This is a genomic window from Psychrobacter sp. Ps3 (assembly GCF_022129275.1).
GTDB lineage: Bacteria > Pseudomonadota > Gammaproteobacteria > Pseudomonadales > Moraxellaceae > Psychrobacter > Psychrobacter submarinus.
On sequence record NZ_JADQAL010000014.1, the window covers coordinates 20657 to 37938 of the forward strand.

General features: G+C 46.5%; 13 protein-coding genes. 2 read left to right on the forward strand and 11 right to left on the reverse strand.

From position 1 onward, the window contains the following. The first annotated feature begins 67 nt into the window (after nt 1-67). Nucleotides 68-640, forward strand: a complete 573-nt coding sequence (gene efp, locus I3248_RS06220; RefSeq protein WP_238062982.1) for an elongation factor P — start codon at nt 68-70, stop codon at nt 638-640. 84 nt (nt 641-724) lie between these two features. Here efp and I3248_RS06225 read toward each other — a convergent pair whose 3' ends face one another. The 11 genes from I3248_RS06225 to I3248_RS06275 form a co-directional block, all read right to left on the reverse strand. Continuing rightward, nucleotides 725-2467 carry a GAF domain-containing hybrid sensor histidine kinase/response regulator gene (locus tag I3248_RS06225; RefSeq protein ID WP_238062983.1) on the reverse strand — a complete coding sequence of 581 codons (1743 nt, stop codon included), beginning with the start codon at nt 2465-2467 and terminating at the stop codon, nt 725-727. Nucleotides 2468-2483: 16 nt separating this feature from the next. Next, nucleotides 2484-3359 (reverse strand): tRNA threonylcarbamoyladenosine dehydratase, encoded by an 876-nt coding sequence (locus tag I3248_RS06230; protein WP_346268422.1) that lies wholly within the window; start codon nt 3357-3359, stop codon nt 2484-2486. 188 nt (nt 3360-3547) lie between these two features. Beyond that, a complete protein-coding gene (locus I3248_RS06235; protein ID WP_238062984.1) occupies nt 3548-4633 on the reverse strand; it encodes a TatD family hydrolase in 1086 nt (361 codons plus the stop codon). Nucleotides 4634-4799: 166 nt separating this feature from the next. Further along, on the reverse strand, nt 4800-5774 hold the full coding sequence (locus I3248_RS06240; RefSeq protein WP_238062985.1) for a hypothetical protein: 975 nt from the start codon (nt 5772-5774) through the stop codon (nt 4800-4802). A gap of 242 nt (nt 5775-6016) precedes the next feature. Beyond that, nucleotides 6017-6208: a hypothetical protein gene (locus tag I3248_RS06245; RefSeq protein ID WP_238062986.1), complete on the reverse strand. Its 192-nt coding sequence runs from the start codon at nt 6206-6208 to the stop codon at nt 6017-6019. Nucleotides 6209-6253: 45 nt separating this feature from the next. After that, entirely contained in the window at nt 6254-8527 is a 2274-nt protein-coding gene (gspD, locus tag I3248_RS06250) for a type II secretion system secretin GspD (RefSeq protein WP_238062987.1), read from the reverse strand. A 141-nt stretch (nt 8528-8668) separates the two neighbouring features. After that, nucleotides 8669-9577, reverse strand: coding sequence for a type II secretion system protein N (locus tag I3248_RS06255; protein WP_238062988.1), 909 nt, complete (start codon nt 9575-9577; stop codon nt 8669-8671). Nucleotides 9578-9579: 2 nt separating this feature from the next. Continuing rightward, nucleotides 9580-10383 carry a type II secretion system protein N gene (gene gspN, locus I3248_RS06260; RefSeq protein ID WP_238062989.1) on the reverse strand — a complete coding sequence of 268 codons (804 nt, stop codon included), beginning with the start codon at nt 10381-10383 and terminating at the stop codon, nt 9580-9582. Between the two features lie 255 nt (nt 10384-10638). Then, complete coding sequence (locus tag I3248_RS06265) at nt 10639-10962, reverse strand: H-NS histone family protein (protein ID WP_025645959.1); 324 nt, start codon at nt 10960-10962, stop codon at nt 10639-10641. A 517-nt stretch (nt 10963-11479) separates the two neighbouring features. After that, the gene (ssb, locus tag I3248_RS06270) at nt 11480-12037 is read right to left on the reverse strand and encodes a single-stranded DNA-binding protein (protein ID WP_238062990.1); all 558 of its coding nucleotides are present in this window, start codon (nt 12035-12037) and stop codon (nt 11480-11482) included. Between the two features lie 336 nt (nt 12038-12373). Beyond that, nucleotides 12374-13738: an MFS transporter gene (locus I3248_RS06275; protein WP_238062991.1), complete on the reverse strand. Its 1365-nt coding sequence runs from the start codon at nt 13736-13738 to the stop codon at nt 12374-12376. Between the two features lie 548 nt (nt 13739-14286). Here I3248_RS06275 and uvrA point away from each other — a divergent pair. Further along, nucleotides 14287-17199, forward strand: a complete 2913-nt coding sequence (gene uvrA / locus I3248_RS06280; protein ID WP_238062992.1) for an excinuclease ABC subunit UvrA — start codon at nt 14287-14289, stop codon at nt 17197-17199. Nucleotides 17200-17282 lie beyond the last annotated feature (83 nt).

Genomic DNA, 17282 nt, shown 5'->3' on the forward strand with positions numbered 1-17282 from the left:
TACTATTAAATCGCTACTACGATCCAATCACTTAAACCCAAGGCAGTGCTACTAGGAGTTTGTTGTTATGGCAAGTTTTTCTACTAATGAATTTAAAGCTGGTCTAAAGGTTATGCTCGATGGCAACCCTTGTGCCATTATGGAAAATGAATTCGTCAAACCTGGTAAAGGACAAGCGTTCAACCGCGTCAAGCTACGTAACCTACGTAGCGGTAAGGTGCTTGAGCAAACCTTTAAATCAGGAGACAGCTTAGAGGCCGCTGACGTCATCGATACGGAGATGGATTATCTGTATAATGATGGTGAGTTTTGGCATTTTATGGACGCTGAGAGCTTCGAGCAAATCCAAGCGGACAAAACGGCGATGGGCGATACCCCGCAGTGGCTAAAAGAAAACAGCAACGCCACTTGCGTGGTCACCTTGTTCAATGGTGTGCCTTTATCTATCACCCCGCCGAACTTTGTAGAGCTACAGATTACCGAAACCGATCCGGGCGTTCGCGGCGATACCTCTGGCGGCGGCGGTAAACCTGCAACCTTAGAGACGGGCGCTGTCGTACGTGTGCCTTTGTTTGTACAGCAAGGTGAAGTGGTGCGTGTTGATACGCGTACGGGTGACTATCAGACTCGTGTGAGCTAATTCACTATTGTCTTGATTGATAACCATAAAACAAAAAGGCTTAATCGGATTGCGATTAAGCCTTTTTTTAGGTTGTATCTAAAATTATGTATTAACGGACTGTTTATACATCAGCCAATACTGCACTAAGGCATTGAGCTGCTCTTTTTTGAAGGGCTTACTACAGTAGTCCTGCATACCCACTTGCAGGTATTTTTCGCGCTCGCCGTCCATAGCGTTAGCAGTTAGAGCGATAATAGGCGGCAAGTCCTCAGTATCGAATAACTCTTGCAGCTTGATGGTCGCCTGTATGCCGTCCATGATAGGCATATGATGATCCATCAAAATCACATCGTAACGTTTAGGATTCGCTATAAATTCATCAATAGCTTTTTGGCCATCAGTGACGTGCGTGACCTCATGGCCACTACTGCGCAAAGCCTTTAGCGCAATCATCGCATTGACATTATCATCCTCAACCAACAGTACATGTCCGTTATAGTACCATTCAGGTTCGATATCGATATGATTGGCCTGTTGCCATGACTTATACTGGGGCTTATCGATCGCCTTTAAGGGCAGCAATATCTTAAAGGTGGTGCCTTCGCCAACGACACTATCTGCCCATATATGACCACCCATTAGCGCCACTAGTGACTTACAGACCGACAATCCAAGACCGGTCCCACCATATAATCGGTGCGTTGACTTGTCTGCTTGATTATAGGCATCAAAGATCGCATTTAGCGACTCCGCTTTTATCCCGACCCCAGTATCTGAGACGGTAATACAAAACGTCATATCGTCATAATGAATAGGATTGTTAGTGGCGTCCAATACGCCTCGTTGAGCGTCAAACGCCTCCAAATCATGATCTTCGGCTTCTCTGACATCAAAGACAATGTGCCCACCCTCGCGAGTGAACTTAATGGCATTACTGATTAGATTAGAAAAAATCTGTTTAAGGCGTACAGGATCGCCTTCTACATAGGCGTTTAGAGTATCATCGTAGTGGTACTCTAAAGTCAATCCGCGCTGAGTGGCCTTAGTGGTAAATAAATTCACTACTTCATTGCAGATAGTAGCTAAGCTCATCGGTACCGTATCGATGACCATCTTACCCGCTTCAACTTTTGATAAGTCCAAAATACCGTTAATAATAACCAGCAGATGATCTGTCGATACTTTTATATTGTCGACATAGTTTTTTTGTTCAGCACTCAAAGCCGTCTCATCGAGCATATCGACCATACCGATGATGCCGTTCATAGGGGTACGGATCTCATGGCTCATATTTGCCAAAAAATCTGATTTCATATCATTGGCATGCTTAGCAAGGCGCTGCTTTTTTTGTAGCTGCAGCGCATCGGCTGCCATCTGAGCGAACTGCGTTAAGTGCTTGGCTTGCTCTTCGCTAAAGTCATAGTGCGGCTTAGTATCCATCAGGCACAGTGAGCCTAGACGATAGGTCTTATTATCTTCATGCAAGATAATAGGCGCGCCGGCATAAAAGCGTAAATTAGGGTCGGTGGTGACTAAGCTATTATCAATAAAACGCTCATCTACCGATAGATCGTCGACCACAAACACTTCGTCAGAGAGCACGGTATAATTACAAACCGCCACGCCGCGGGTGGTAGTACAAGTATCCCCAAGCCCACGAGGGGATTTTAAATACTGAGTATCTTCATCCATAAAGGTAATGGCAACGATTGGCATGTCAAAGAAGGTCTTTACCACGTCGGATAGGCGCTCAAAAGTCGGTTCAACATTCGTGTTGAGAACTTGATACTCTTGTAGCTTCGCGATGCGTGCTTTTTCATCTTTTGCTTGCGGATAAGTGGACATGCCTTCTCCAAAACGATTATAAAGTAGCCGCCGTAGCCGCCGCTTGCTTGCTGAGTATAAGTAGAGTCTCACTTACCATAACCATAGCAATGACTGAGGTTACCGCCACTGCCGAACCATAACCGCCGCAGTTTAAGCCGGCGGACTGATTTGTCTTTTCGACGCGCGGCGGCTCAGTTGAATAGACACATTTGATGCCGAATTTTTCTTTCATTTGGCTATTGATGCCTTTTTCATGACGCAGCTTGTTACGTAGTCTTGCCAGTAAAGGATCTTGATAGCTGTCTTTTAAGTCGCTAACCGTAATCTGGCGCGGATCTATTTTGCCGCCTGCTCCGCCTGCACAGATAAGCTTTAGCTTATTAAAGCGGCAATGTAAGGCAATAGCAAGCTTAGCACTCATATCATCGACACAATCTAAAATAATAATCGGCCGATTCTGCGCCATAGCTTGCTTAGCTGCCCCGCGATCAGGTAACAATTGCGCGACATTATCAGGCGTCAAAAAGTCATCAACTAAGTGCAGCTCTATATTTGGATTAATCTCACGCATACGCGCGCCCATAGTGGCAATCTTACTCTGACCAAAGCTGCTGTCAAGCGCTGGTAGCTGCCGATTGACATTAGAGGCGACCAGTACATCCAAGTCGACTAACGTCACGCAGCCGACAGCGGTTCGCGCCAAAGCTTCAGCCACCCAAGAGCCTACTCCGCCAACACCAATTACATAGACACGCGCGGCTGCAAAGCTTGCAAAAGCATCAGCACCATACAGCTTTTGAGTGCCCTGAAAGCGGCGTTGATATTGACTATCATCAGCTACTGTCGTCATCATTTCAGGTATATCGCTATCAGCGACTTTGCTATCGGTTACGGTGAATTGATCTTTCATGCATTAAAACTCTATTTATTAATACTATATTTATTAATACTATATTTATTAATACTATATTTATTAACACTATATTTATTGAAACTATAACTATTGAAATTATATTTATTGTCATTCTATTTACTAGCACCGCATTGATTTATGCTTCTAGTATCAATGCTAAAGGCTTAGCACTTCTCAGCGTCATTTTACTGGTTAGAAGTAGACTTTTTAGTACCAGAGCCAATACTCAAAATAGTACCAGAATCAGGGATAGAATAAGACCAAGATTGACCTAAACTATCGATACTATTTTGCCACAGCTGCTGAGCCAGTTTTGCCTCGTTCACTGCCAGTAGCTCGCTTAAGCTCGCTAACACAAGAGGCAAATTAGCGGGCACGTTGCGATTATGACTGTCATCACCCTCGTCACTCTCCCAAACATCATCTGAGCTTTGAGCTTGATTTTTGCCTAAAGCGGAGGCGTTATCGCGAGAAGTCTGGCAGTTAATCGGCGTCATATCTGGACAGTCAGTCTCTATCACTAAGCAGCCGATACCGTACTCAGCAACGGCTGCTTGCAGCGCGCGGCGTAGTTTTTTGGCATTCGGGTTAGTCACTTGTCCGGTCACACCGAGCTTAAACCCGAGCTTCACAAAGGCCTTAGCTTCTTGCTCACCGCCGCTGAAGCTATGAGCAATACCGCCTAAGGTTTTGGCGTCATAGTCATGCTCTTTTAGTATCGCTAACGCTTCAGCATGAGCTTTACGGATATGCAGCATCACCGGTAGTTGATGCGCCACCGCCATATCAAGCTGAGCGCAAAAAAAGCGCTGCTGCTTAGCAAAAACCTCAGGCTCTTTCATCTGTGGCGTAAAAGTGTCGAGCCCAATCTCCCCAATCGCTAGCGGACGCTGCTGATCTAGCATGTCTGCCATTGAGTCTAAGTGGTCTTGGGTATGCTGCTCTATATAAAAAGGATGTAGCCCTAGCGCAATATGCGCTGTAGGTATGGATCTGGCATCGATGTTTACTAAATCTGAGTCTACTGAATCAGCTTGGTCGCTTGCAACTTTACGCTTATCAAAAAACCGCTTTACCTCATAAAGCCGGTCAAAATGCCGGTATAGATAGCTGACTAGCACTAAATGCTCAACTCCGCTTTGATAAGCGCGCTGCGCTTGCTGCGCTCTATCTGCATCGAATACAGGCGCATCAAAATGGGTATGCGTATCAATTAAAGGGTAACGTACACCCTCTTTACTATTCGCTAGCGACTGGATGGTATCAGCCATGAATGGTCTCCTTACACTAGCTTCTTACTATCACTAATCTGCGGTTATTTAGCAAGGTGAGTTTGTATTAATATCACTGTTATTTTCGGTATATATTGTAGGGCTCGACCCTCATTGCTAAGGTTGAACTACGTTGAACTATCAAAGTTGAGCTATCAAACAAGCCTTAGGATGACATCATACTCGTTGAGAGTCTCACCATATAACTGGGCTTTACGATACCTTGGAGCTGAGTGAAGGGAACCACAAAATCCACTGGCTGCAGCTGAGTATTGAGCAGCTCTCCGGATTGATAGACCAGATGCAATCCCTGCTGATCGATATACCACTGCTCAGATAAGGGAAGCGGCCACTCTTCTAGATACTGCTGCTCAACCCCTTGCTCAGCGAGCCATTGTTTTTTGATGGTATTAAAAGTCGATAGTAGCTTTTGGGTATCAGCGTCTGCTAATAACACATCCTCTACGGTCAATTGTAGCTTTTTTTGCATATCTAGCATGACGTAGTCGCGATGCCCTTGCTGATGGTCCTCGCTGCGCTGCTGAGTCGATTCGACTAATAGATAACCTGTCATCACCTCGTTATTCATGTGGCTATCCATGTTGCTACCATTGCTTGCTGCAACACTATCAGCACTCAAGCCTTGGTTGAGGATTAAGTCGGTATCAATACGTTGATATTTGGGCTGCGAGCTGACTCCTGCACTATGAAACTCTATTTGTTTTAACAGCGCGGATACTGAGTCTCTTGCCACTTGTTGTTGACTGATAAAAGGCGCGTCTGGCGACAAGGCTCTAGCCACCGTTTGCCACATGATATTGGTAAGCCAAGGCTGCGGCGGCGTAAATGCTAAGGTATTGAGTTCCAAATACTGACAGCGCGTTTGCTGCCCATTACAGTTAGGTTGGCGCGCGATAGTCTGTTGTTTACTGATATTGATGGGGAGCGCTTGCTTATGGCCTGTCTTATCCAAAGCGTTAGCAGCGCTAGAAGTACTGGGCTTAGAAAGTTCATAATTCTGTATGGTGCTATGAGCCCCGATTTCATTAGCAGCTTCTTCCTCGGCTTGCTGCTCGAACATCGACTCAGGTTGCGGCGCACAACCTAACAAAACCTGGCTTGCCAATACAAGCATTATCACAAGCACTGCCCCCTTCAAAACATATCCTCTAAAAAAGGATATCCAAGAGATGAGGGCGGAATGTAAATGTATGGATGCGTCGTTATGGCGTTTCATGGAGTCAGCTACAGTAAAGAACTGCTTAAAAGAATAACACAATGCTTGATAATATTACGTAGTGATAATTTTAAAGCTGCTCAGCGTGTCTCTGATGACTGCCTAGGATAAGTCTACAAACTGGGATAAGTCTAAAAAAGCGAGATTTAATCGGTAGTATTCTCTGTTGGTGCGGTTATTTGCGTACTGTTTTTATCTTTAGCGAGCGGCTGAGCATCGTTATGTGGCCCTTTTAAATCACATTCAGTGATCGGCGGCGTCTGCCGACTACTACGCCGAGGTATCAAAAGTAAAGCGGTACCGACTAAACCTAATGTAAGCCATTTTTTCTTATTCATAATGCTCCTTTACGATAGTCTGTAAGTTGATACCCGCTAGCAAAGCTACTGGCTAATAGGATAAGTAGTAATACCTGCATTTGGGCTATCAACGCGCGTGAAGCCTGATGGCGGGGTTATTCGATTTGGCGTCTGATCGCGTTTAGGAATCAGTGGATTTAGCGGCATGAGCTCATAATCTTTATTGACCTCACCATCCCAGCCTTCAGTACCGCTAAGAGGCAGCTGCTTGATGGTGCCGTTTTTATCAATGACTAATTGTAAGACGCGCATCTGATTGAATTTGCGCTCAGTGACGCTAGCCACCGCGCCGCCATCACGCAATATCGTCGGCTGCAAAAATATAATTAGATTGCTCTTTTGCGTACTGTCATTGTCTGAGCGAAACAGTCGCCCAATCACTGGGACGTTACCGAGACCGGGCACTTTTTGCTGGCGGGACGTCGTATTATCACGCATCAAGCCACCCAGAGCAATGGTCTGCTGATCGTCTGCCAAGATAGTGGTGTTGATTAGGTTTTTGTTAGTGATGATTCCACTGGAGTTACCAACGCTTCCTGGCACAACTGATGAAACCTCTTGCGAGACCTCCAAGCGCACCGTACCGTTTTCGCCGATATGCGGGATGACATTGAGATTGATACCGATGTCTTGGCGATCGATAGTCTGAAAAGGATTAGTAGAGTCATTACCGGTAGTGGTATAAGAGCCGGTAACAAAAGGTACGTTTTGTCCGACTAAAATACTGGCTTTTTCGTTGTCTAAGGTCAAAATAGAAGGCATCGACAATAGATTGGCACTGGTTGAAGAGTCGAGGGCTTGTAAGATAGCGCCATAAAACTCAGTGTTGCCTTGACTGTCTTTGCGGCTATCACCAATCCCTATCAAAGCGCCGACAATAGAGTTGGCCGCTGAGCTAAGACCAGCAGCACCAGCAACGCCGCCGCCCGCTAACGCCGCTGCCGCCAAGGAAGTCGCGCTAGCCCCAACATTGTTGAAGTTGACGACCCCTAAGCCGCTATTGGCATTACCAAGCGCCCACTGTACGCCCAATTGCGTTGCATCATCGCCGGATACCTCCACGATAGCCGCTTGAATGAGCACTTGGGCGCGGCGATTATCGAGCTGGTTCACCGCCTCTTCAATCTCAAACATCAGCTCAGGTGCAGCATTGACAATAATGGCATTTTGCGTCTCATCAGCAATAATACTAAAGGGCCGACCTGTGGTGCTATTGGTTGCGCCGCCTGTTGTAGCACTAGTCGCAAAAGGGCTGTTTGCATTATTAGTCGCGTTATTGAGTAGCTCATTGGCAGCCCCGTTGATCGTAGCGCCTGTACTACTAGCCCCAGTCAGGGAGGCGGACTCTAGAGTGGAGGTTGCCCCTGAGCTATTAAGAGACTGATTGGCCAACAAACCGCGTAGCATATCGGCAATATGAGCGGCGCTAGCATACTTTAAGCGAAATACGCGCAAACCGCTGAGCCGGCGTGATGGCGTGGTATCAAGCTGATTGACCATCTCTTGTACCTTGGCAATCATCTCCGGACTGCCCTTGACTAGTAGCCTATCGCTTGCGCTATCTGCAATGACCTTGAGCTGATCGCCGCCTGCTGCCTGACCGCCGCCGGTACTCACCAAAGCGCTAATCAGATCCATCATACGCTCAGCGTCGACATGGCGTAGCGGTATCACTTGCAGACTATCATTGACATTGCTATCTAAGTCGCGAATCAGCGCAGTGAGCTGGTTGAGGCTATCGGCGCGATCAGATAACACCAGCGCATTGACGCCCGGTACGGCAGCAGCGTGGGCGGACTGCGGCATCAAGGGCCGAATCACGCCTAAGATCTCAGCCGCTTGCGTGTTGGTCAAATAAATCACTCGAGTGGCCAACGACTCGCCCATACTATCACCGCGCAAATCGACCGCCACCCCCGATTGCTTAGCGACATTATCTGGAACTAGTTTGACGGTAGTACCTGAATCTATCGCCGCTATACCATTGACTTGCATGACGCTCAAAAACAACTGATAGATCTCATCACGGGACAACGCACGGTTGGATATGACAGTGACATTACCGTTGATACGTGGATCAAGAACAAAGTTTTGGTCGGTAATAGTGGCCACTTCGTTGATAAAAGCTTTTATATCAGCATCTTGCAAATTAACTTTCCAGCTCTCAGCGCTCGCCAGACCACAAGAGGCTGCCCATAATGGCAGCGCTAAGTATAAAGGCCGGCATATACGTAGTAACCGCTGTATAGAAAGACGTAAAGCTGTCGTTGAAAACTTATCCAAACTTACCATGGTCATGATTACCCATTGTGATGTCACTGTGAGGTACAAGATGCTACAGGCTAACATACTGCTGACTGACAGTTATAAATTAACGCGGTAAAACTTGTGTAAGATAAACTGATAAAACTAAATTATGATAAAAATGTTCGCGCTACCCTAAAACTGCTGGCGAATCGTAATCACTTGCTCGCCTCGCTGCACCTCAATCTGCGCTGCGCCCGATTGCTGCACTTGTTGCAGAACCGTCGCATCTTGCGCTGGACTGCTACCAACCGTTTGTCCATTGACAGTCAGTACCTTGTCTCCAGCCTCAAGCCCTAAGCGATTGCGCAATCCTGATGGCATAGCTGCAGTGACCTGATAGCCCTCGCCTGACGCCATGACGCCCATACGGCTTAGATAACTGGCTGGGTTTTCTTTTAGCGCACTTACCGCTTCCTCGATAGCAGAGCTTGTGTCAGCAGGTTGACTCTCTTCTGCTGGCGGATCATCAGTAGCTATCGGCGGGCTTTGGGTTGGCAAAGGTAGCGTATTGCTTGCATTACCCGTATTAGGCAGGCGCTGATTGCCAATAGCGCTGTCATCTAAACCGCGCTGATCGAGTGGTAGCGCCTCTGGCAACTCGATAACGATTTGCTGATCGGCGGCGTCAGCAATAATCACTGCATTCCAATCGACACTGATAAGCGTAAAACCGCTGTCTGCTAAGTCATCACCGATACGGTAGTTTTTGACGTCACCGTTAACGTCTAGTAGCGCTGACGACAAGCTATCAGGTATGGCGAGCAGCACTCCTTTTAGCTCTACATTCGGCGGCGGCTGAACAGCTGCCGCGGCAGGCTTAGGGTCTGCAAAAATGGCAAACAAATTGCTGTTGTCAACGGCGCTATTTGCGTTGTTTTGAAGCGCTTGCAGCGGTAAAGCTGGGGCAAGTGGCGGCGCTAATATCAGCCACAATAATCGCGCTGCCACCCAACACAACCAAATAATCGCTAATAATAACAGCCAAGCTGAGAAGCGATTGAGCGTATCCATTATCGGCTTTAGTCGTGCGCTCATACTCATGATCAATTTGCCCCTAAGCCGGTTAATAACGGCTGACGCACACTAATGACTGGAGTATCTTGCGGCGCTTGACCTTGATATTCTGGCATATTCTCAAGTAAGCGCTGGGTCAAACTGACATCCAACATGTTATCACCATCTAGATACAAGTCGCCTAAGCGTTTGTCTTGATTATTTAATAAATTGACATGTAGTAGATGGTTATCGTTTTTTTGTTCGCTACTGAGCTGCGCGCGCATGGGCGGCATCGTAATATAGAGTATCTTGCCGGCATTAGGATAGCCGACCTCACCGCCTACCCAAGTGAGCTGACCATCCGCTTTATGGAAACCGGCGCTCTTATCACCCGCCGCTGACTGCCGCTGTATAGAGACATTATTGAGCTGAATCGGTGTGTTGGGTAGCTGCCAATCGACGACACTGACCAAAGTTTCAGCAGCAATTTTGCCACTCATATCATCCACTTGCCATGCGCTGCGCCCTATCTTGACTTGTCCATCTAAGCGCGTTTGGCCGGTCGTAATCTCAACGTCAGCGCTAAGCTTACCCAAAAATAACTGCCACGGCTGCCAAGTCCAATTGGCCGAGCCGGTCAGCGCCGTACCCGTTTGTGGTAATTGCCAGATAAGCGCGCCTTGCCAGACATTGCCCGATACTTGCTGCACATACGGCGACTCAGGCGCATATTTTTCGACGATCCATGCCGCTGGCATTTGCAGTACTGCAAATAGCACAAACACCACCAAACCCACCAGCCACCACAGCTTACGCGGACGTTTATGGGACGATGCAGACAGTTTTGGCACGAATAAAAGACTCTTTTAAAAGGGTTAAAAGCTCATTATCATAGCAAATAATGCGCTCTAGGTGACATAAAAAAACCAGTATTCTTAAATAAAAATACTGGTTTCTTACTCAAGCTTAGCGCCGAGTATCGTACTGATTTGATATAGTCAATCAATATTAAAAGTGGTACAAGGCAGACGAGTGCAAGTACTACAGTAGTAGGCTAAACGAGTCTAACGCTGTAACACTTTAATAGTGGTTCGACTATAGCTTTATTAAATAGCAAACTCGTTTAGTTCACGGCCAGCTGCTAAGGCTTCCACAAGCCAAGTTGGCTTGCGACCACGGCCTGTCCACGTCTCTTCGCTGTTATCGGTGTTGCGATACTTGATGCTGCGCTTCTTCTCAAGCTTCTCGCCGGCTTTTAGAATCTCATCAATGCTGCTATCAGCGTCTTCAGCGATTTGCTCAAATTGCATATAAGCATCATATAGACGTTGATGCTGTTTTTGATCAATCAGCTGCTGGGCGTTTTCAGTGATTGCGCGCAGTTGCTCGACGTCTAAGTTTTCTAAATCAATAGGGTTGTTATTTTTCATAATAGCCTCGGTATAAAAGTGTTTATTATAGGAAATAGACTCAATAGCCTAAAATCTATAATCCATTAGTCGTCATCGTCTTTAATCGTTTATTCTCTAATGAGCGATGCAATTATTTGATTATAGATATAAAACAATTAATTCAATCTAAATACAGACTGCATTAACTCTCACTATTATACCAAACTCTATTAACGATAATACGCTATTTATAATTCATTATCGATAGCGTTACTTTTTAGAAAAACAACATAAGTTGTTTTTTATTGGTTATTGAATATAAATACAATACTTTTAGATATAAAAATAGCTCAATGATATTATTATCAATGAGCTACAGAATTATAAATATAGTCGGTTCTAAATAAAACAGATAAATTATATATCAACGTGGAACTGGTATAAATTTTCCTTGCGTGCTGTGCTTGCGCCGACAGAGGCTGCGTAAAATTTATCCCAGTCCCACTGTATCGTTTTTATACTGAGCTCACTATACAACATATTGTTATTGTATTCCTCAGAACGGAATATCATCATCGACTGGGCCGTCTGGCATAGCGTTAGACTTAGACTGCGGTGTCTGTGCTGGTTGGCTAAATTGATTGTTATTCTGAGCCGGTGCACCTTGATTGCCATAGCCCCCCTGCTGACCACCTTGTGCGACTGCTGCCATGCCACCAGCTTGGCCTTGCTGACCGCCAAATCCTTGACCACCGCCTTGCTGACCGCCTTGACCGCCGCTTGCGCCATCTAGCATTTGCATCTGCTCGGCACGGATTTCGGTAGCATAGCGGTCACTACCGTCAGGAGCCTGGTATTTACGAGTGCGCAAGCTACCTTCGATATAGACTTTGCTGCCTTTACGTAAGTACTGAGCGGCAATTTCGCCCAAACGATTGAAAAGTGAGACACGGTGCCATTCGGTCGCTTCTCTTTTTTCACCGCTTTGTTTGTCAGTCCACTGCTCAGAGGTAGCGACTGAGATATTAGTAACACTACCGCCATTATTGAATTGGCGCGATTCAGGATCCGCACCAAGATTACCGATGATGATGACTTTATTAACTCCGCGCATAATGTCTTCCTTTTTTATAGATGATTTTGTTGATAAGCGCTAAGCTTTTATATAAAAGCCTATGTTGCTTACTTTAATCTATTTTTATAAGGTCAATAATTATCAACCCTACTTTTCAATTAATATTATAGGTTTACTTTATACGTTTTTTGCATAAATATCTAGCTACTCTTATTTATAGACGACATTCTATGTCGCTTAATATTATACATTTGTACGTTAGTTGGCCCTATAGATTATTATTATCTGTGATGTGTATTCAGTATTAAGATGCCAAGCTCTACCCTTTTGCCGCACAATACCACTGCCCGGTAATATTAGGTTTGAATGGCGCAATTAAATATTCAAAGGGCTTTGGGCTAATTTGGCAAGCTCTTGCTTCGCTTCATCCGTTAGCTGGGTTTTATCCAGTTTGAGATAAGCGACTTGCTCCTTTGCCATAACGACCAGTTCATCAACACCAGTAATCGCGGTTATCTGCTGCGACCAGCTCTGAATATCGACGTCTTTGGGTATCGTTACTGTCGTACTCGATAGATACGGCGGCTGCGAGATTGGCAGAATGATCAATAACGCGGCTCCCATAATAGCAGCTAGAATGCCCCAAGCGAGTAGGTCAGATTGGGTCAATAGCAAACCGCCCATCGCTCCGCCAACAAAAGCCCCAAAGAACTGGCTCGATGAATTAAGCCCCATCGCCGTGGCTTTATTCGCGACTGGGGCGCGCTTGGATATCCAAGACGGTATCGTGGCCTCAAGTAAGTTAAAACCCATAAAATAGAGCAATAAACCTACAATAATACCGACACCGACTTGGCTACCCAGCGCCAGTAATGCCAAGGCTGCAGTCATTAAGGCGATAGCAGCTAGAAAGACTTGGCGCATTTTACGCTTCTTTTCAGCGATAATAATAAAAGGAATGGCGACGGCAAAGCCGACAAACAATAGCGGCAAATACACTAAGCCTTGCTGACGTACCGATAGACCCATCACCTCTGTGAGCTGATGCGGCAAGATCACAAATATCGCTGTCATGGTCAAATGCAGCGCAAAAATTCCAAAGTGCAAACGGTTTAAGTCGCCGATTTTGAGCACGGTAGCGAGTTGCTCACCGATCGATTTGTTATCCAGATTGTGCTTGAGCACGCGCATTGGTGTGGGTACGACAAAAAGTAGCAGCATCGCTAAAATAGCAAATCCTGCCGTCAGCCAAAATAGACCAGAGATACCAAGCGAGCCTACTAATAACGGCCCAAAGGCAAAGGCGAGCATGATGGAAGTAGCAATAGTCAAGCCCATCGTCGCCATTGCCTTGGTGCGCATCTCCTCGCGGGTGACGTCGGCAAGCAATGCCATGAGTACCGCAGAAACCGCACCGCTCCCTGCCAGCGCGCGCCCGATGATCACCTGATAAATATCAGTGGCATTGGCGGCAATAATACCGCCCACCGCAAACAGTATCAGACCAAGCATGATAATCGGCTTACGCGGAAACTTATCGGCGGCAAGGCTCATCGGTATTTGAAATATCGCCTGACCCAGTCCGTAGATACCAACGGCCAGGCCGATCAAAAACGGCGTAGCATACGCGTAATTATCGCCGTAGACCGAAAACACTGGCACGATCATAAACAGACCAACCATGCGCAGAGCAAAAATACCGCCTACCCCTAAGATTGCCCGTTTCTCTACGCTATTCATACTTGCCTCACTGGTTCATCTTATAACATCTGCTAACTTCAGCCTCAAATCAAGCTCCCTAGTATAAGACATTCACCATTTTCTTGCCGAGACTTTTATTACTAGGCGCTACTCGCTAGCTCTACCGTCATGATCTCTATAGTTTTGTTACTAACCTTCTTTAATACGTGTCCCTGACTTGAATAATCGCCTAATCGTAACTATAAAGTAAAGCGTTGATAGCATTGTTCTTTTACTTATTGTTCTGCTACGAATATGGCTTGCTGATAATTATTCGTTTACTAAGAAATGCAGCAGTTTCAAACTCGCTCAATAGCTATCGTAAAAATATAAATACCGGTTGGCTATTTACCCCTAACTGACAAAGATAGACTTTTGTTAATTAATGAAAGCGAATAGGGTTTAAAAAATAGTTAAGCCTTTGACTGCTTTTTCCTTTTAGTTATCTATTTTATTATGACTTAACATTATTTACTTTTTAAATTTACAATTGTTGGTTAGTTTTATGAACTGCTGACCCACTTTAGAAAATAGGAAACCCCTTACCGATGGCCCATGACCATATCGCAATACGCGGCGCACGTACTCATAATCTCAAAAACATTGATCTTGATATCCCACGCGATAAATTCGTGGTGATTACTGGTTTATCCGGTTCTGGTAAATCGTCCTTGGCTTTTGATACGCTATATGCCGAAGGACAACGCCGATACGTCGAGAGTCTGTCCGCTTATGCACGCCAGTTCTTATCGCAGATGGAAAAGCCTGAAGTCGATAGCATCGAAGGCTTGTCACCGGCAATTGCTATTGAGCAAAAATCGACCAACCATAATCCACGCTCAACGGTTGGTACGATCACTGAGATTTATGATTACCTGCGTCTATTATACGCGCGTATCGGCACGCCTTATTGCCCAGAGCATGGCGAACCTATGGTGGCGCAGTCGGTGACCGAGATGGTCGATCAGGTTATGGCACTCCCCGATGAGACCAAGCTTATGATCCTTGCGCCAGTAGTGCGTGAGCGTAAAGGAGAGCATACAGTGCTGCTTGAGCAATTGATCGGTCAAGGGTTTGTACGCGTACGCGTCGATGGTCATGTCTATGATACTGACGAGCTACCAACGCTAGATAAAAAGAAAAAACACACCATCGAAGTCGTCGTCGATCGTTTTAAAGTCCGCGACGATTTGGGTAACCGCGTCGCCGAAAGTCTCGAGACTGCCCTGCGCTTAGGCCAAGGTCTGGTCACGCTACACTTTATGGATGGTAATCCTACTGAGGGCGGCTCTGATAATCAAGTGATGTCTGCCAAGCACAGCTGTCCGATTTGTGATCGCGCTGTACCTGAGCTTGAGCCGCGCATGTTTAGTTTTAACAACCCTTACGGTGCTTGCCCAACTTGTGATGGACTCGGTAAGCGTCAGTATTTCGCTGCTGAAAAGCTCATTACTCATGTTGATAAGACGCTCAATCAAGGCGCGATTAACGGTTGGGATAAGCGCCACTCGTACTATTTTGGGCTGCTAACCACCGTTTGTAACCATTTTAATATCGATATGGATACGCCGTGGACGGAGCTGCCCAAAAAGCAGCAAGAGCTAATCATGCACGGCTCAGGTAAAGAGAAGCTCACCTTTAACTTTACCGATGAGCGCGGACGTAAAACCAATAAAACCGTACCGTTTGAAGGCGTACTACCTTATCTTGAGCGCCGTTATGCCAAAACGCAAAGCAACTTAGTGCGTGACGAGCTGGCAAAGTATCTGGCTGACACCACGTGTAACGTTTGCGATGGCGCGCGCCTCAATGAAATCTCGCGTAACGTGCGTGTCGATGACCAGACCATCGCTGAAATCGTCAAGCTCTCCATTGGCGACGCGGCGGACTATTATAAGACTCTAAAGATTGACGGTCATAAAGGTGAAGTGGCAGAGAAGATCTTTAAAGAGATTAACGAGCGCTTAAACTTCTTGGTCAGCGTTGGCCTCGATTATCTAACCCTAGCGCGCTCTGCCGAAACCCTATCCGGCGGTGAAGCGCAGCGTATCAGGCTTGCCAGCCAAATCGGTGCAGGTCTCATGGGCGTCATGTATGTACTTGATGAGCCATCTATCGGTCTGCATCAGCGTGATAATGATCGTCTGCTCAAAACCCTCACGCGCTTGCGTGATTTGGGCAATACCGTCCTCGTCGTTGAGCATGACGAAGACGCCATTCGCCAAGCGGATCATGTCATCGATATCGGTATTGGGGCTGGCGTACACGGTGGTCATATCATCGCCGAGGGCACGGTCGATGAAGTGATGGCAACGCCAGACTCGCTCACCGGACAATATATGTCGGGCGAAAAACGCATTGAGATACCAAAAGTGCGGCATAAAGCCAAAACAGTAGAGGTCGAGGGTAAAGGTAAAGCGAAAGCCAAAACTAAAAAGGTACCGATGACTATCGAGCTCAAAGGCGCCTCAGGCAACAACCTAAAAGACGTCGATCTGAGCCTGCCCGTTGGGGTGATGACTTGTGTCACGGGTGTATCCGGCTCGGGCAAATCAACCTTGATCAACCGCACCTTGATGCCGATTGCAGCGACTCAGTTAAACAATGCCTCAACGCTAATCGCGGATAAGCATGACAGCATTAGCGGTCTTGAGCATTTGGATAAAATGGTCGATATCGATCAAAGCCCAATTGGTCGTACCCCGCGCTCCAATCCTGCGACTTATACTGGCGTCTTCACTCCCGTGCGTGAGATGTTCGCCCAGACACCAGAAGCTCGCGCACGTGGTTATAAAGCTGGGCGCTTTAGCTTCAACGTCAAAGGCGGACGCTGTGAGATGTGCCAAGGTGATGGTCTCATTAAAGTTGAGATGCATTTTTTACCGGATATGTATGTGCCGTGTGACACGTGTGAAGGCAAGCGTTATAACCGCGAGACCCTAGAGATTCACTATAAAGGCAAAACCATCGCTGACGTGCTCGAGATGACGGTAGAGGACGCCACTGAGTTCTTCTCGGCGATTCCAGCGATCTATCGTCGCCTGCAAGCATTGATGGATGTGGGACTGAGCTACATTCGCTTGGGTCAATCCGCGCCGACACTATCTGGTGGTGAAGCGCAGCGGGTGAAACTGGCACGCGAGCTTGCCAAACGCGACACGGGACAAACGCTATATATCTTGGATGAGCCAACCACAGGTTTGCATTTCCATGATATTGATAAGCTGCTCAACATCTTGCATGCGCTACGCGATAAAGGTAACACCATCGTGGTCATCGAGCATAATTTGGATGTTATTAAAACCGCGGATTGGGTGATTGATCTTGGCCCTGAAGGCGGTAAAGGCGGCGGTATGATCATCGCGGAAGGTACGCCTGAGGAAGTGGCGGAAGTCGAGGGCTCGCACACGGGTGAGTTTTTGAAACCGATGCTTGAGGAAGGACTCAAAGACGTCAGCTAATACAGTTAGTCATGATTGATAAAATGCCACTCTCTAAAGAGTGGCATTTTTTGTTGGTAGCCATTCTAGCTTTTCATTTCTAT